Source organism: Mesorhizobium sp. CA8, assembly GCF_020164955.1.
Classification (GTDB): domain Bacteria; phylum Pseudomonadota; class Alphaproteobacteria; order Rhizobiales; family Rhizobiaceae; genus Mesorhizobium.
In genome coordinates this window covers 134010-148805 of the sequence record NZ_JAIUHG010000001.1, presented here as the reverse complement: position 1 = coordinate 148805, position 14796 = coordinate 134010, and the positions used below count along the sequence as shown (strand labels likewise).

Genomic DNA, 14796 nt, shown 5'->3' with positions numbered 1-14796 from the left:
TCCTGTTTCCAGGCTTGCTGAAAGTGGCTCAAAGCCTTGTGGCGCAAGGTGGAGCGGGTAGCGGGAATCGAACCCGCATATTCAGCTTGGAAGGCTGCTGCTCTACCACTGAGCTATACCCGCGCCTTGCACTGAGGTACCGGATTCACCCGAAAAGCGCCATGCATTTCGGTCCGAGACTTTTCGTTTCAGGGCTTCCGGGCCGGCAGTGGTGGAGAGGGTTGGATTCGAACCAACGTAGGCTAAGCCAACGGATTTACAGTCCGTCCCCTTTAACCACTCGGGCACCTCTCCAGTCTGCCGCCGGAGCCATGCAACGAGGCGTTCGCGCCGATCCGGAGCCCGAGTAAGATCTTCTCCGAAATCAGCGAAGCGCCTTATGGCGGCAAGGCCGGTGGGTGTCAACCGGCGCGGTCAGGGTTTTTCGAGGATGTTCGGCATTCATTTGTCCAGCCCATATCCTTAGCCGGACGGGACGGCTATAGAGGCCGGCATGAGCGACGATAAAAGCAACAAGCCCGGTACGCGCAAGGACACCCATTATGCCAAGCTGAGGCGCGCGCATCGCGACCAGAAGGCAGGCGGCGCGCCGGCATTCCGGCCGCGCCAGCCGGTGCCGCCTGGCGAAGCGCCCGGCGACGGGCTGGTGCGGCTTTACGGCCTGCACACGGTGCGGGCCGCGCTCGACAATCCGCGGCGCAAGATCAAAAAGATGCTGGTGACGCGCAACGCCGCGGAGCGGCTTTCGATTCCCGACCTTGCCGCCCTGCCCTTCAAGGCCGAACTGGTCGAGCCGAAGGATATCGACAGGATCACAGGGTCCGACGCCGTGCATCAGGGCGTGCTGATCGAGGCCGAGCCGCTCACGCCGAAGCGTCTCGACGCGCTCGGCGACACAAAGCTGGTGCTGGTGCTCGACCAGGTGACGGACCCGCACAATGTCGGTGCGATCCTGCGCTCCGCCGTCGCCTTCGGCGCCGGCGCGCTGATCACCACCGCCCGCCACAGCCCGCAGGAATCGGGCGTGCTGGCCAAATCCGCCTCCGGCGCGCTGGAGCATATCGACCAGATCGAGGTGAAGAACCTCGCCGATGCGCTGGGCCAGTTGCACGAGGCCGGTTTCCAGACCATCGGGCTCGATTCGGAAGGACCGGCCGAGCTCGAAAAGACCTTCGACGGCGATAAAATCGCGCTGGTGCTGGGCGCGGAAGGCAAGGGCCTGCGCCAGAAAACCCGCGAGACAGTGGCCGCGCTCGCCCGGCTCGACATGCCTGGGGCCATCCACTCGCTCAACGTATCGAATGCGGCGGCGGTCAGCCTTTATGCGGCGAGGAAATTCCTGGCGAAAAGGTGAATGGTGAATAGTCAATGGTGAATGGTCAGGACGCGCCCCCATTCACTATTCACTATTCACCCACTTCATGCCCCGCCATCCGCTCCAGCACTCTCACCAGCGCCGAGTGATCCTCCTTGGCTCCGCCATTGGCGGCGCAGGAATTAAACAGCTGCTGCGTGGTCGAGGTGTTGGGCAGCGAGACGCCGAGCGCCTTGGCGCCTTCAAGCGCCAGATTGAGGTCCTTCTGGTGCAGCTCGATGCGAAAGCCCGGCGCGAAGGTGCGCTTGATCATACGCTCGCCATGCACTTCGAGGATGCGCGAGGCGGCGAGCCCGCCCATCAGCGCCTGCCTGACCTTGGCCGGATCGGCGCCCGCCTTCGAGGCGAAGACCAGCGCTTCGCCGACGGCTTCGATGGTGAGCGCCACAACGATCTGGTTGGCGACCTTGGTGGTCTGGCCGACGCCGTTCGGTCCGACCAGCGTGATGTTCTTACCCATCCTCTCGAACACGGGCCTGGCGTGCTCGAAGGCCTTTTCCTCGCCGCCGACCATAATGGTGAGCGAGGCCGCCTTGGCGCCGACTTCGCCGCCCGACACCGGCGCGTCAAGATAGTCGCAGCCGAGTTCGTTGACCTTTTTGGCGAATTCCTTGGTGGCGATCGGCGAGATCGAGCTCATGTCGATGACGAGCTTGCCCTTGGCCAAGCCGGAGGCGACGCCGTTCTCGCCGAACAGCACCTCGGCCACCTGGGGCGTATCCGGAACCATGGTGATGATGATGTCGGCGGCCTTCGCCACCGCGTTGTGGCCGGAAACGGTCTTCAGCCCTTTGGCGACAAGGTCAGCAGACGGCCTGGAGCGATGGTCGCTAGCGACGACCGGATAGCCGGCATCGAGCAGATGCCCCGCCATCGGCGCGCCCATGATGCCGAGGCCGATGAAGCCGATGGTTTCCATTGGTGTCGCTCCTGAAAGCTTGATCTAACTCATCGAAGGCCGGCGCTGCCCCTCATCCGCCTGCCGGCACCTTCTCCCCTTATAGAGACGGGGAGAAGGACGCTCTTAAGCCGCCGCGCTGCCCTGCCCGGCGAATTCATTGAACCAGCCGAGCCCGGCCTCGGTGCCGGCCTTCGGCTTGTATTCGGCGCCGATCCAGCCGGAATAGCCGAGGCGGTCGATGTGGTCGTAGAGGAAGGGATAATTGATCTCGCCCGTCCCCGGCTCGTGACGGCCGGGATTGTCCGCAAGCTGGATATGCGCGATGCGCCCGAGGTTCGCCTCGATGGTACGGGCGAGATCCCCCTCCATGATCTGCATGTGATAGATGTCGTATTGCAGGAACAGGTTCTTCGAGCCGATGCGGTCGATCAACGCCAGGGCCTGGTCGGAATAGTTCAGGAAGAAGCCGGGGATGTCGCGGGTGTTGATCGGCTCGATCAAGAGCCTGATGCCGGCCTGCTCCAGTTTCTCGGCCGCGAAGGCGAGGTTTTCGGCAAAGACGTTTTCCAAGACAGTACGATCGGCACCCTGCGGCGCGATGCCAGCAAGGCAGTTGATCTGTTCGCAGCCCAGCGCATGCGCATAGGTGATCGCTTTAGCCACGCCCTGCCTGAATTCTGGCACCCGGTCGGGCAGCACCGCAATGCCGCGCTCACCCTTCGCCCAGTCGCCGGCCGGCAGGTTGAACAGAACCTGCGTCAGGCCGTTCTTCTTCAGCCACGCCGCGACGACGTCCGGGGCATGGTCATACGGGCCGATATATTCGACGCCCTTGAAACCAGCGCGGGCGGCGGCATCGAAACGATCGAAGAACTCATGCTCGCCGAAGAGCATCGAAAGATTAGCTGAAAAACGCGGCATTCCTTTTTTCTCCTTCGCTCGCCAGGCCTCAATCGAGCATCATGATGGCCGTCGGCGCATCCTCGTTGCGTTCGGCAAGCTCCTCGAACTCGGTGATCTTGTCGATTTCCGTGCCCATGGAAATGTTGGTGACGCGCTCGAGGATGAATTCCAGCACCACTGGAACCTGGTGCTCCTTCATCAGCCGCTGCGCCTCCTTGAAGGCACCGGCGAATTCCTCGGGCTTCTTCACACGGACCGCCTTGCAGCCCATCGCCTCGGCCACCGCGACATGGTCGACGCCGTAGCCGGCCTCCGGATCGCCTGCACGGTTGACGTTCTCGAAGGCAAGGCTCACCTCGTAATCCATCGAAAAACCACGCTGCGCCTGGCGGATGAGGCCGAGATAGGCGTTGTTCACAACGACGTGGATGTAAGGCAGCTTGTACTGGGCGCCGACAGCCAGCTCCTCGATCATGAACTGGAAATCATAGTCGCCGGAAAGCGCGACGATGTCGCGATCCGGATCGGCGGCGCGCACGCCGAGCGCCGCCGGCAGCGTCCAGCCGAGCGGGCCGGCCTGGCCGCAATTTATCCAGTTGCGCGGCTTGTAGACGTGCAGGAACTGCGCGCCGGCGATCTGCGACAGGCCGATCGTGGTGACATAGGTGGTGTCGCGGGCAAACGCCTTGTTCATTTCCTCATAGACGCGCTGCGGCTTCAACGGCACCTGCTCGAAATGCGTCTTGCGCTTCATCGTCTTCTTGCGCTGCTGGCACTCCTTTGCCCAGCCCGACCAGTCGCGCAGCTTGCCGGCGGTGCGCAACTCCGTGGCAACGTCGAGCAGGATCTTCAGCGCGGCGCCCGCATCCGAGACGAAGCCGAGATCCGGCGCGAAGACGCGGCCGATCTGGGTGGGCTCGATGTCGACATGGATGAATTTTTTCCCCTTGGTGTAGACGTCGACCGAGCCGGTGTGGCGGTTGGCCCAGCGGTTGCCGATGCCGAAGACGAAGTCGGAGGCCAGCATCGTCGCATTGCCGTAGCGGTGCGAGGTCTGCAGTCCGCACATCCCAGCCATCAGCCGATGGTCGTCGGGGATCGCGCCCCAGCCCATCAAAGTCGGGATGACCGGCACGCCAGTGACTTCGGCGAATTCGATCAAAAGATCGGAAGCGTCGGCGTTGATGATGCCGCCGCCGGCGACAATCAGCGGCTTTTCCGCCTCGTTGAGCATCGCCAGCGCCTTCTCGGCCTGGGCGCGCGTCATCGCCGGCTTGAAGGGAGCGAGCGGCTCATAGGCGTCGATGTCGAATTCGATCTCGGCAAGCTGCACGTCGAGCGGCAGGTCGACCAGCACAGGTCCGGGCCGCGATGAGCGCATCAGGTGAAACGCCTTCTGCAGCGCCATTGGAACCAGGTAAGGTTCCATGACGGTGACCGCCCATTTGGCGACAGGTGCTGCGATCGAAGCGATGTCGACGGCCTGGAAATCTTCTTTGTTGAGGCGCGCGCGGGGAGCTTGACCAGTTATGCAGAGGATCGGAATCGAATCCGCCGAGGCCGAATAAAGGCCGGTGATCATGTCGGTGCCGGCCGGACCGGAGGTGCCGATGCAGAGCCCGATATTGCCGGCCTTGGCGCGCGTATAACCTTCGGCCATGTGCGAGGCGCCTTCGACATGGCGTGCCAACACATGGCGGATGGTGCCGCGCGCCTTCAGCGCCGAATAGAGCGGATTGATCGCCGCGCCCGGCACGCCGAAGGCATTGGTGATGCCTTCCTTTTCGAGAACGAGAACCGCCGCGTCGACAGCGCGCATCCTGGCCATGACAAGCCTCCACTTCGTTGGTTGGCTTGACTATGACAGCGCGTCTCCGATTTTTCAATTTTTTCAGAATATTTTTCCATTTCCAGGAAACGGCTGTTATAAGCTGATTTTGCTTCACTTTTCGTTTTCCAGAAAACCCATCGCAGAAACGACTGAAAAACTTTTTCATTGCATCCGAATCAAAACCGGCGAGAATGCCGCCTATGGAAACGACGGAAAAACGCCAGCGCGGCAGGCCGCGCGCCTTCAATGGCCCGTCCGAAGCGGCCTCGGTGCAGTCGCTCGACCGGGCGCTGCGGATCCTGGCGATTGTCGCCGAGGCCAGCGGCTTGTCGCTGAGTGAAATCGCGGCGCAAAGCGGCATCGCCGCCTCCACCGCCTATCGCATGCTGACGACGCTGGAGAACCACGGCATGGTCGAGTTCGATACGGCCGACCAGCTTTGGTCGGTCGGCGTCGAAACCTACCGTATGGGCGCTGCTTTCCTGCGTCGGCGCAAGCTGGTCGACCGCGCGCGCATCGTCATGCAGGAATTGATGGAAAAGACCGGCGAGACCGCCAATCTCGGCGTCGCCGAGGACGATTGCGTCGTTTTCGTCAGCCAGGTCGAAACGCACCAGGCGATCCGCGCCTTCTTCCGGCCGGGCACGCGCAGCCCCTTTCATGCTTCCGGCATCGGCAAGGCGGTGCTGGCGCATCTCGAGCCGGAACGGGTGGCCGCTATCCTGCGCAAGGCGGGCCTGCAGCGCTATACCGACAAGACGCTTTCCGACATCTCGGCGCTTGCCCATGATCTGGCCGTTATCAAGCATCGCGGCTGGTCGGTCGACGACGAGGAGCGCCATCCCGGCATGCGCTGCGTGGCCGCCGCCATCTTCAACGAGTTCGGCGAGCCGCTCGGCGGCGTTTCGGTGTCCGGACCTACGGTGCGGGTCACGCCCGAGCGGCTGGCCGAAATCGGTCCGCTGGTGCGCGACGCCGCGGTCGAAGTGACGAAGATGATTGGCGGCGTGAAAGCCTACTGACCAGTGCGTTTCACCGTTTCACGGAAACGGCGAAACGCACTATCTTCTTGTTTTACCGCAATTCCGGACGGAAACCGCTCACACTGTTCCTGGAATTGCTCTAGGACGCGCCCGGCAATGGGCTCTTTGCCGATATGTCGAAGAAATCGAGCAGGATGGCCAGGCCGACGCCACAGGCCGCCAAGATGAGGCCGGCGATGAATATCCGACAGGCGCGGTCATGAATGCTTCGCTGGAGGGATTTGATGTCGAGCAGAATGGCAAGCGCCCGCATCTGCAGCGCGATGCCGACCAGGATCGGCAGGACGGCAATCAGATGATAAGTCTGCCATGGGATCGGGTTGGCCGCCCAATGGGTGATGAAGCCTAGCGAGAACGCCAGCAGGATGCCGACGATGGTGATGGTGCCGTTGCGGAAAACCGGTTCGACCCGTTCTTCCTTGGGATCCTGATTGTCCAAGCGAACCTTCCCTCGGTTGCCGTCAAAGCCAGATTAAACGCTCGCAAAATCGCTGTACATCGTTGGTTTCTCGGCAAGGTCGACCGGCGATAGCCAGGCCCGGACTTGACCGTCTTGCCGGGGCGTCGGGATGCACGCAAAAGGGCACGAATGCGGAAAACAGTTTACCTTCTATCCGCCGCTTCACTTTGCGGATGCATGGCGGCGACACCGCCGGTCGAGCCGATCGGCAGCCCCAGCAGCAACCCGCTGGTCGATCTCATTCCGATCTCGCTGGCTCTGGAGGAGATCATCACCGCTGGCGTGCGCCAGCATTTGAAGAACCCTATCGCTGCTAAATTCGGGACTATGCTTGCCGGCGAGCGCAGTTTGAACGGCCGCCACGAAATCGTGGTGTGCGGCTCTGTCGACGACAAGGGCTCTCCCGGCAACGAGCCTTTCATCGGCAAGATCTATCCCGATGCCGGAAACAGCTTCGAACTCATTGCGATAAATGCCGTTTCAGTCAGCGGCGCCTGCAAGGCGGCGGGATTGGCGCTGCCGGAGCTGAAGCCCAGTTCCTGAACTGATGCAGGCGGGAACATTGTCCGGTTCAAATCACGCCAATCAGGGATGCTTTGTGCCCAGACGCAAAAGAGGGGCTGCGGGCAGCCCCTCTTTACTGGCCGTCGAGTTAGCTCCCTCCTAGAGCCTGCAATAGCGCGGGCCGTCGTAGCTCATATAAGTGTCGGTGCGCTCGTCATAGCTGGCGTAGCGGGCGTAGCAGCGGCGGACGTGGATCGAGTCATAGCCGTCGTCTTCGACATAGACGCTGCGGGGCTGCTGCTGAGCAAGCAGGCTGCCGAGAACGAAACCGCCGACGCCGGCGGCGATGCCGATGCCAAGCTCGCGGCGGTGGTGATGGTCGTGGGCGGCCGAAGGCTGGACGGTGCCGACGAGCGAGCCGGCCGCGACGGTGGTGGCGATGAGGCCGGAAACGATGGTGCGCTTGAACATGACGATCTCCTGTTTCGGTGGAGAGGCGAACTATCCGCCTCTTGATCGTCTGTCGCTGCGGCCCGGAAAAAGGTTCGAAATTTTTTTGCGACAGCGAATACGGGTAGCGAATAGGGACAATTCGCGATCCGGCCACCCTATCCGCTATTCCCTATTCGCTAACCCATCCCCATGATGTGCCTCAGCCAGAAGGCCAGCACGATGAAGCCGACGAAGGTGGCGACGCCGGTCCAGTCGATATTGGCCTTCTTCAGATCGCTGACGGCTTTCACCAGCAAAAGCCAGGTCACGACGATGAGCGGCAGGATGATGACAAATCTGATCATGCGGCACCCCGTTCGATGCGATTGCACCTGACAAAGATGTAGGAAGCGGCGGTCCGCTTTTCAGCATGCCGGCCAAGCGGCGGCATCCATTGGCAACCCGAAACGGAGTTTTGTCTTTACTGGCGCACGAAATGTGCTACCGGAGCGCCGTGCCCTTGTAGCTCAGCTGGTAGAGCAGCGGTTTTGTAAACCGAAGGTCGCGGGTTCGATCCCTGCCGGGGGCACCATCCTGTAGCGGAGACGACCGCATTGCCCCTTCGAACAAACGCTGTTCGCGAGCGCACGCGGCTAAGCACGCCTGTTATGATCGCTAGTGGCGTGACGCAGATGCGGGGAAGCAGCCCCGCCAGCAAGATCCGTCGCTCTATATTTCCGGCAGGATGCTATTCCGGCAGGATGCCGCCATGTCGCGAACACTGATCATCGTTGGTCTCGGTATGGTTGCCGTAGGTCTGCTGTGGCCCTGGGTGGCCCGGATCGGCCTTGGCAGGTTGCCTGGTGATATCTTGATCGAGCGCGAGAACTTCAGGCTCTACGTTCCCATCACCACGGGAATACTGATCAGCGTCGTGGTCTCGGCGATCCTATGGCTGATCGACCGTTAGGGGCACTTCGGCGGTAGCGTTTTCGCACTCACACCCCGACCGCCGCCACCAGCACCCTGTTCTGCCGCCGTATCGCCGCGCGCAGCTCCGGTATCTTAGCCTCGTCGCGCTTCACGAACTCGATGAACATCATGTTCATGTTGTTGAAGATCAGCTCGCCCACCGCCGGGCCGTCTATGTCCGGGCGCACAAGGCCGAGTTCCTGCAGGCGGACTATCAGCGCGCTGATCTGCTTGGTCAATTCCCGGTCGAGCGCGGTGTAGGCCTGGCCGAAGGGGCTGTCGGGCAATTGCGTCGAGATCGCCATTGCCTGGCGCCACATCTCCTTGCTCAGATAATTCAGCGAGTGCTCGATATAGATGCCGATCAGCGTGTCCAGCGCGTCGCCGACATTGGCGGGCGGGTTGGCGACCACCCCTCGCCCGGCATTCAGCACCTCGTTGACCTCCATCGACACGATGGCGCCGAGGATGTCGCCCTTGTTCTGGTAGTAATTGTAGATGGTGCCGATCGAGACCTCGGCTTGCGTCGCGATCGCCTCGATCTTGGCGCCTTCATAGCCGGCCTCGCGAAACAGCGCGGTTGCCGCATCGATGATGCGGCGGTGCCGGTCCGCCTTCTGCCGTTCGCGCAATCCGCTCATATCGGCCTCTCTGCCACAAAATCATAATTGACTCAATTTTAGAATTGGTTCAACTTTTCTTCCAACAAGCCAGCAAGGCAGGGAGAACACTCGATGACCGTCAACATTCGGAATCCGCTTTCCACCCTGAAGTCTCATCTTTCAGCCGCTTGCGCGGCTGCGGCGCTGCTCCTCGCTGCCGGAGGCGCCCAGGCGGCCGATCTCAACGCGCTGATCTGGTGCGACCATTCCGACCCGGCCCTGCTGCAGCCCTTCGAGGAAGCCAACAACGTCAAGGTCAACGTCAAGGAATTCGAAGGCACCGGCGCGGGGCTCGCCATCGTCGACCAGTCGCAACCCGGCGACTGGGACGTGATGGTGATCGATTCCGTCGACGTGCCCCGCGGCGTCGAGAAAGGCCTGTTCGAGCCGCTGCCCGAGGACAAGCTGCCCTTCGTCGACCTGTTTCCCGAAGTGAAGATGGACAAGTCGACCGTCGTCAACGGTAAGCGCTACGGCATCACCGAAAAGTTCGGCTACAACACGATCGGCTTCAACAAGACCAAGGTCGACCCGGCCGACATGCAGTCGCTGGTGTCGCTCACCAGCGACAAATACAAGGGCAAGATCGCGATCTACGACTATTACCTGCCGGTGATCGGCATGGCCGCTCTGGCCATCGGCAAGAAGACCGCCGACCTCACCGAGGCCGATCTGCCTGCCCTCAAGGCCGAACTGCTCAAGATGAAGGCCAACGCCAAGCTGGTCGGCGAGGTCACGGCCAGCCAGACCGCTCTCGCCACCGGCGAGGTCGACATATTGGTCGGCGGCGGCGAATGGGTGACGGCCGGCCTTGCCAAGGAAAACCCGGCGCTCGACTTCTCGATCCCGAAGGAGGGTGCTGTGCTCTGGTCGCAGTCGCTCGCCATGTTCAAGGATTCCAAGAACAAGGACATGGCGCTGAAATTCATCCAGTACATTCTGAGCCCCGAGGGCCAGGCGCGGCTTGCGACCTCTTCCTGCTATTGGGGGATGCCGTCGAACAAGAAGGCGGCGCTCACCGACGATCAGAAGAAGATCCTGCGCTTCGACGAGCAGCCCGGCTTCCTCGCCCGCGCCCAAGCCTATCCGGCGCCGAACGCCGTTCTCGACAAGAAGATGCAGGACATGTGGACCGAGATGCTCCAGGCGCAGTAAATCGGCCGATGGCATTCGCGGGAAACAATTCGCGTGCCCTGCCCTGGGCGCTGGTCACGCCGGCGCTGGCATGGACATGTGCGTTCTTCGTGCTGCCCTTCATCGCCATGGGGTTTTCCAGCCTCACGGCGCATGAAGGCGGCGGCTTCACTTTAGCCAATTACAGCCAGTTCTTCACCGATCCGTCCTACTGGCGGGCAATGGTGAACTCGCTGGAGGTGACGGCGATCGTCACCGTCATCTCGATCCTGCTTGCCTATCCCTTTGCCTGGATCCTTGCCGAGATGGTGCCCGAACGCTGGCAGCGGCTGGCGCTGATGCTGGCCGTGCTGCCGTTCTGGACCTCCCATGTCGTGCGCTCCTATTCCTGGCTGCTGGTGCTGGCGCAAAACGGCGTCATCAACCGGGCGCTGACCGGCATCGGCCTGATCGGCGAGCCGCTGCAGCTTGCCAATACGCGTTTCGCCACCGTCACCGGCTTCGTGCATTTCTTCGTCATGCTGTTGACGCTGACGATCTTCGCCAATTTGAAGCAGCTCAGCCCGAGTTGCCGCAAGGCTGCCGCCGATCTGGGCGCCGGGCCGGTGCGCACCTTCCTGCATGTCGTGCTGCCGCTCACCTTGCCCGGCATCATGGTCGGCGCCTTCCTCACCTTCGTGCTCTGCATCGGCGACTACATCACGCCGCAGATCCTCGGCGGCAACAACGAGCTGGTCATGCCGCAGCTCGTCATGATGCAGATCGGCCGCCGCGGCGATTTTCCGCTGGCGTCCGCGCTGTCGATCATCCTGATGGCTGTTGTGACCATCGCCTATCTCGCCTGCGCACGCTGGCTGAAGATCGAGCGGGCCTGACCATGCGCGCCGCCGTTCGCCTCGCCGCCTGGGTCTACGCCATCGCCATCTACGGCTTCATCTTCCTGCCGGTGGTCGTGCTGGTGCTGTTCTCGCTGCAGGCGACCTCCTTCCCGATCCCGCCCTTCACCGGCCCGTCGCTGCGCTGGTATCAGGCGGTGCTCTCCGACGCGCGGCTTACCTCGGCGCTCCTCAATTCGCTGCTGGTGGCGGTGCTCTCCTCGCTCGTTTCGGTCACGCTCGGCTTCCTCTCAGCCTGGGGGTTCGCGCGATTCGTGCTGCCGGGCTCGGCCATACTGCGCGGCCTGATCACGCTGCCGCTCACTGTCAGCTATCTCATCATCGGTATGGGTCTGCTGGTGCTGTTCAACTGGGCCGGCGTGCCGAAATCGCTGCTCGCGGCCGGCATCGGCCATGTCGTGATCAACCTGCCGCTCTGCTTCGCCATCATCTACAGCCAGATGGGCGACCACCAGATCAACATCGAACGCGCCGCGCGCGACCTCGGCGCCGCCGAGTGGAAGGTGCTGCTCATGATCGCCGTGCCGGTGATGGCGCCGGCGATCTTCGCCGGCTTCTTCCTGTCGATGACCTTCTCCTGGGACGAGTTCGTTATCTCCTTCCTGCTCACCCGCTTCGAAACGACGCTGCCGGTGGAGATCTGGAACCTTCTGCGTTCCGGCCTCAACCCCAAGACCAATGCCGTCGGCTCGCTGGTCTTTGCCGTCTCCATCGTCCTGGTGGTGTTTTTCGAACTGACGCTGTTGCGGAGAAAGCCGGCATGAGCGCGCCTTTGGTCGACATCCGCAGCGTCTCGCACCGCTTCGGTCAGCTGGCGGTGCTGAAGAGCGTCTCGCTCGCCATCGAGCCCGGCAGCTATACGATCCTGCTCGGGCCGTCCGGCTCCGGCAAGACCACGCTGCTTTCGATTCTCGGCGGCTTCGTCACGCCCAGCGAGGGCAAGGTGTTCATCCGCGGCGCGGATTGCACCGCACTGCCGCCGGCCAAGCGTCCGACGACCACCGTGTTCCAGGACTACGCGCTGTTTCCGCATATGAGCGTCGGCGGCAATGTCGGCTTCGGGCTGCGCATGCAGGGCGTTGACGGCGCGACCCGGGCGGCGAAGGCGCGCGAGGCACTGGCGCTTGTCGGGCTGGCGGCCGCCTTCGACAAGAAGCCGCATCAGCTCTCCGGCGGCCAGCGGCAGCGCGTAGCGCTGGCCCGCGCGCTGGTGATCGAGCCCGCGGTGCTTTTGCTCGACGAGCCGCTCGGTGCGCTCGATCTCAAGCTGCGCCGGCAGATGCAGGACGAGCTGAAGGCGATCCAGAAGCGCGTCGGCACCGCCTTTATCCATGTCACGCACGACCAGGAAGAAGCGATGGCGCTGGCCGACCATTGCGTGGTGATGAATGAGGGCCGGATCGAGGACGAAGGCCCGCCCGAGCGGGTCTATGCGCGGCCGGCGACGCGCTTTTCCGCCACCTTCATGGGCGAAAGCACGATCCTTGTCGGCACCGTTACCGAGGCGAAGAATGGGACCGTCACGGCCATGACGGCGCTCGGGCCGATTTCACTGCCCGGTGTCTCGCCTGCCGATGCCACGGTCGCGCTCGCCATCCGACCCGAGCACCTGTTTTTTGGCGAAGCGAAAGGCAATGTCACGCTGGGCATGGCCAAGGTCGGCGATGTCGTCTTCCAGGGTAGTTTCAAGCGCGTGCTGGCCACCTCGACGCTGGATCCTGCACTGCAATTTATCGCGAAGGCGCCCGCTTCCGCTGCCATTCAGGCAGGCGACACGATCCCGGTTTCATGCCAGGCTCAAGACATCATCTTATTGGCGGACTGATCCATGGGCACGCTTCCGGTCATCGAGGCTCCGGACTGGTACGAAACCATCCGCATGGGCGACGACATCACGCTCATCCATGAGCCGTGGATAAAACCGTTCTTCCGCTGCAATATCTGGCATGTGCGCGGGCGCGACCGCGATCTGCTGTTCGACACTGGCCTTGGCCATTTCAGCCTGAGGCGCCATGTGCCGCTGGTGAGCGAGCGCAAGCTTACTTGCGTGGCCAGCCACACGCATTTCGACCATATCGGCTGCCATCACGAATTCCCGGAGCGCTGCGTGCATTCGGCCGAAGCGGCAATCCTGGCCGATCCGCGCAACGAATGGACGGTGGCGGACCGCTATGCCAATGAGGAGATGTTCGACGGCGCGCCGGAAGGCTGGGATACGGCGCGCTACCGCATCCTGCCCGCGCCGGCAGGCCGGCTGCTCGAGCACGGCGATGTCGTCGATCTCGGCGACCGCGCCTTCGAGGTGATCCACACGCCTGGACATTCGCCCGGCGGCATCGCGCTTTATGAGAGGAAGACCGGTATCCTGCTGTCGGGCGACATCGTTTATGACGGGCCGCTGATCGACGATGTCTACCACTCAGACATCGGCGACTATGTCGAGACGCTGCTTGCCATGCGCGAGCTTGACGTCTCGGTCGTGCATGGCGGTCATTTTCCGAGCTTCGGCAAGGTGCGCTACCGGCAACTCATCGACGAGTATGTCGCGGGCAAGCGCAAGGCCGGGTGCCACCTGCAAAGGTGAGGAACACCGACGGCGGACGATGCGGTCCAGCCTTCCGATGGGAACAAGCATCTTTCGACGCCGCCGTGTCACCGTTTTGGATCAGCCCTATCTTTCGGGAGCGTGATCGTATATTTCGGCGGCGTTCCATTGCGGTACTTCTTCCATGGCCTCAGCCGATCCTTCAACCGCACCACCGTCTTCTTGTAGACAGGCGCCGGCAGCCCGGCGAGATCGTAATAATCCTCGAGGATCGTAGTGCCGAGAAGCGCCTTCTCTTGGGGGTAGAAGGAAAAGTGCGCCGCGATCAGATCGCCGAAAACCTTGCCCGGCCGTCCGAGCTTGACGGGCAGGACGGCGGAAAACCACTCTTCTTCGTCTCCCAGCGGGTGAAAAAGGTCGCCCAGTTCAACGATCTCCGAACCGAAAAAGCCGATCGCGTTGATGGAAAAACGCGACGCCTTGACTTCGCAGTCGGGCACCCGGAAATCGCCCAGCCGGCCGGTGCGCACCGCCTCGATCAGCACCGGATGCATCGCGAGCGGGAACGTTGGATGAGACCATGAGAATGGGCACATCGCCTGGCAGGTCAGCGGCCCTTCGATCTGAACCGCCGAGAGGTATTTGATGAATGTGTTGCAGATGGCGTTGTTGATGATGAGCGGCGCATACCATAGGGCCGAGCCCCGCTCGGTCAGCACCCGTTCCATGTACTTTTCGAAAAAACCGTCCTCAAGGAACACGATGTCATCGTCCAGCCTCAGATAGAAAGCATCCGGATCGTCGCAGAAACGGAAAAAAAGTCCGATGGCGTCGTTTTTTCCTTTGGCCCCGGGCAACGTCATGATTTTGGTCCGCGAATCGGCGCTCGCCAATTGCCTGAGATAGGCCCGATCCTGCTCGTTGCGGCAGTTGTCCCACAGATGCCATTCGTGCACATGAGAACTCTTCAGGACATAGTGGCTAAGCACGCCAAGATATTTCTCACGTCCGGCCGGAGTAACAACGATCAGCTTCATGGATAGCCATCCTGACGGGACGTTTTGCGCAAATGCGAACTATCCGTCAGTCGATAACCGGCCGCCGATCTCGCGGCAAGCGTGCCAAGCATTCGAACCTT

Annotated in this window: 17 protein-coding genes and 3 tRNA genes; 10 read left to right on the top strand and 10 right to left on the bottom strand. The window is 62.1% G+C overall.

The annotated features are described in order from the left end of the window. Positions 1–49: 49 nt before the first annotated feature. Both LB553_RS00810 and LB553_RS00805 read right to left on the bottom strand, forming a co-directional pair. A tRNA-Gly gene (locus LB553_RS00810) sits at positions 50–123 on the bottom strand. A gap of 86 nt (positions 124–209) precedes the next feature. Beyond that, positions 210–294 (bottom strand) — tRNA-Tyr (locus LB553_RS00805). Positions 295–493: 199 nt separating this feature from the next. Between LB553_RS00805 and LB553_RS00800 the strand changes: the two genes are divergently transcribed. Next, on the top strand, positions 494–1354 hold the full coding sequence (locus LB553_RS00800; RefSeq protein WP_224509485.1) for a TrmH family RNA methyltransferase: 861 nt from the start codon (positions 494–496) through the stop codon (positions 1352–1354). Between the two features lie 52 nt (positions 1355–1406). On the opposite strand, the gene LB553_RS00795 is transcribed toward LB553_RS00800, so the two are convergent. The 3 genes from LB553_RS00795 to gcl form a co-directional block, all read right to left on the bottom strand. Beyond that, positions 1407–2294 (bottom strand): 2-hydroxy-3-oxopropionate reductase, encoded by an 888-nt coding sequence (locus tag LB553_RS00795; protein WP_224509482.1) that lies wholly within the window; start codon positions 2292–2294, stop codon positions 1407–1409. A gap of 105 nt (positions 2295–2399) precedes the next feature. Then, positions 2400–3197, bottom strand: a complete 798-nt coding sequence (gene hyi / locus LB553_RS00790; RefSeq protein ID WP_224509479.1) for a hydroxypyruvate isomerase — start codon at positions 3195–3197, stop codon at positions 2400–2402. Positions 3198–3225: 28 nt separating this feature from the next. Continuing rightward, positions 3226–5007: a glyoxylate carboligase gene (gcl, locus tag LB553_RS00785; protein ID WP_224509476.1), complete on the bottom strand. Its 1782-nt coding sequence runs from the start codon at positions 5005–5007 to the stop codon at positions 3226–3228. A 203-nt stretch (positions 5008–5210) separates the two neighbouring features. Between gcl and bhcR the strand changes: the two genes are divergently transcribed. Next, the gene (bhcR, locus tag LB553_RS00780) at positions 5211–6032 is read left to right on the top strand and encodes an HTH-type transcriptional regulator BhcR (protein ID WP_224509474.1); all 822 of its coding nucleotides are present in this window, start codon (positions 5211–5213) and stop codon (positions 6030–6032) included. Between the two features lie 100 nt (positions 6033–6132). On the opposite strand, the gene LB553_RS00775 is transcribed toward bhcR, so the two are convergent. After that, positions 6133–6492 (bottom strand): hypothetical protein, encoded by a 360-nt coding sequence (locus LB553_RS00775; RefSeq protein WP_224509471.1) that lies wholly within the window; start codon positions 6490–6492, stop codon positions 6133–6135. Positions 6493–6597: 105 nt separating this feature from the next. On the opposite strand from LB553_RS00775, the gene LB553_RS00770 reads away from it, so the two are divergent. Further along, the gene (locus LB553_RS00770; protein WP_224509468.1) at positions 6598–7056 is read left to right on the top strand and encodes a hypothetical protein; all 459 of its coding nucleotides are present in this window, start codon (positions 6598–6600) and stop codon (positions 7054–7056) included. 120 nt (positions 7057–7176) lie between these two features. On the opposite strand, the gene LB553_RS00765 is transcribed toward LB553_RS00770, so the two are convergent. Then, the gene (locus tag LB553_RS00765) at positions 7177–7488 is read right to left on the bottom strand and encodes a BA14K family protein (RefSeq protein ID WP_095767586.1); all 312 of its coding nucleotides are present in this window, start codon (positions 7486–7488) and stop codon (positions 7177–7179) included. Positions 7489–7646: 158 nt separating this feature from the next. Further along, positions 7647–7814, bottom strand: coding sequence for a hypothetical protein (locus tag LB553_RS00760; RefSeq protein WP_224509465.1), 168 nt, complete (start codon positions 7812–7814; stop codon positions 7647–7649). 151 nt (positions 7815–7965) lie between these two features. Here LB553_RS00760 and LB553_RS00755 point away from each other — a divergent pair. Continuing rightward, positions 7966–8041: transfer RNA gene (locus LB553_RS00755), tRNA-Thr, on the top strand. A 177-nt stretch (positions 8042–8218) separates the two neighbouring features. Further along, on the top strand, positions 8219–8419 hold the full coding sequence (locus tag LB553_RS00750; RefSeq protein ID WP_224509463.1) for a DUF2905 domain-containing protein: 201 nt from the start codon (positions 8219–8221) through the stop codon (positions 8417–8419). A 28-nt stretch (positions 8420–8447) separates the two neighbouring features. On the opposite strand, the gene LB553_RS00745 is transcribed toward LB553_RS00750, so the two are convergent. Beyond that, positions 8448–9062: a TetR/AcrR family transcriptional regulator gene (locus LB553_RS00745; protein ID WP_224509459.1), complete on the bottom strand. Its 615-nt coding sequence runs from the start codon at positions 9060–9062 to the stop codon at positions 8448–8450. Between the two features lie 93 nt (positions 9063–9155). Here LB553_RS00745 and LB553_RS00740 point away from each other — a divergent pair, with 93 nt between their 5' ends. Genes LB553_RS00740 through LB553_RS00720 form a run of 5 tightly spaced genes read left to right on the top strand, consistent with a single transcriptional unit; the run spans position 9156 to position 13697 of the window. Further along, the gene (locus LB553_RS00740; protein ID WP_224509455.1) at positions 9156–10238 is read left to right on the top strand and encodes a spermidine/putrescine ABC transporter substrate-binding protein; all 1083 of its coding nucleotides are present in this window, start codon (positions 9156–9158) and stop codon (positions 10236–10238) included. Positions 10239–10246: 8 nt separating this feature from the next. Then, on the top strand, positions 10247–11092 hold the full coding sequence (locus LB553_RS00735) for an ABC transporter permease (protein ID WP_224509452.1): 846 nt from the start codon (positions 10247–10249) through the stop codon (positions 11090–11092). A gap of 2 nt (positions 11093–11094) precedes the next feature. After that, on the top strand, positions 11095–11877 hold the full coding sequence (locus tag LB553_RS00730) for an ABC transporter permease (RefSeq protein WP_224509449.1): 783 nt from the start codon (positions 11095–11097) through the stop codon (positions 11875–11877). Beyond that, positions 11874–12938, top strand: coding sequence for an ABC transporter ATP-binding protein (locus tag LB553_RS00725; RefSeq protein ID WP_224509446.1), 1065 nt, complete (start codon positions 11874–11876; stop codon positions 12936–12938). Before LB553_RS00730 ends, LB553_RS00725 begins: the two co-directional genes overlap by 4 nt. A gap of 3 nt (positions 12939–12941) precedes the next feature. After that, positions 12942–13697 (top strand): MBL fold metallo-hydrolase, encoded by a 756-nt coding sequence (locus tag LB553_RS00720; protein ID WP_224509443.1) that lies wholly within the window; start codon positions 12942–12944, stop codon positions 13695–13697. A gap of 68 nt (positions 13698–13765) precedes the next feature. Here LB553_RS00720 and LB553_RS00715 read toward each other — a convergent pair whose 3' ends face one another. Next, positions 13766–14695: a hypothetical protein gene (locus LB553_RS00715; protein WP_224509440.1), complete on the bottom strand. Its 930-nt coding sequence runs from the start codon at positions 14693–14695 to the stop codon at positions 13766–13768. Positions 14696–14796: the final 101 nt, after the last annotated feature.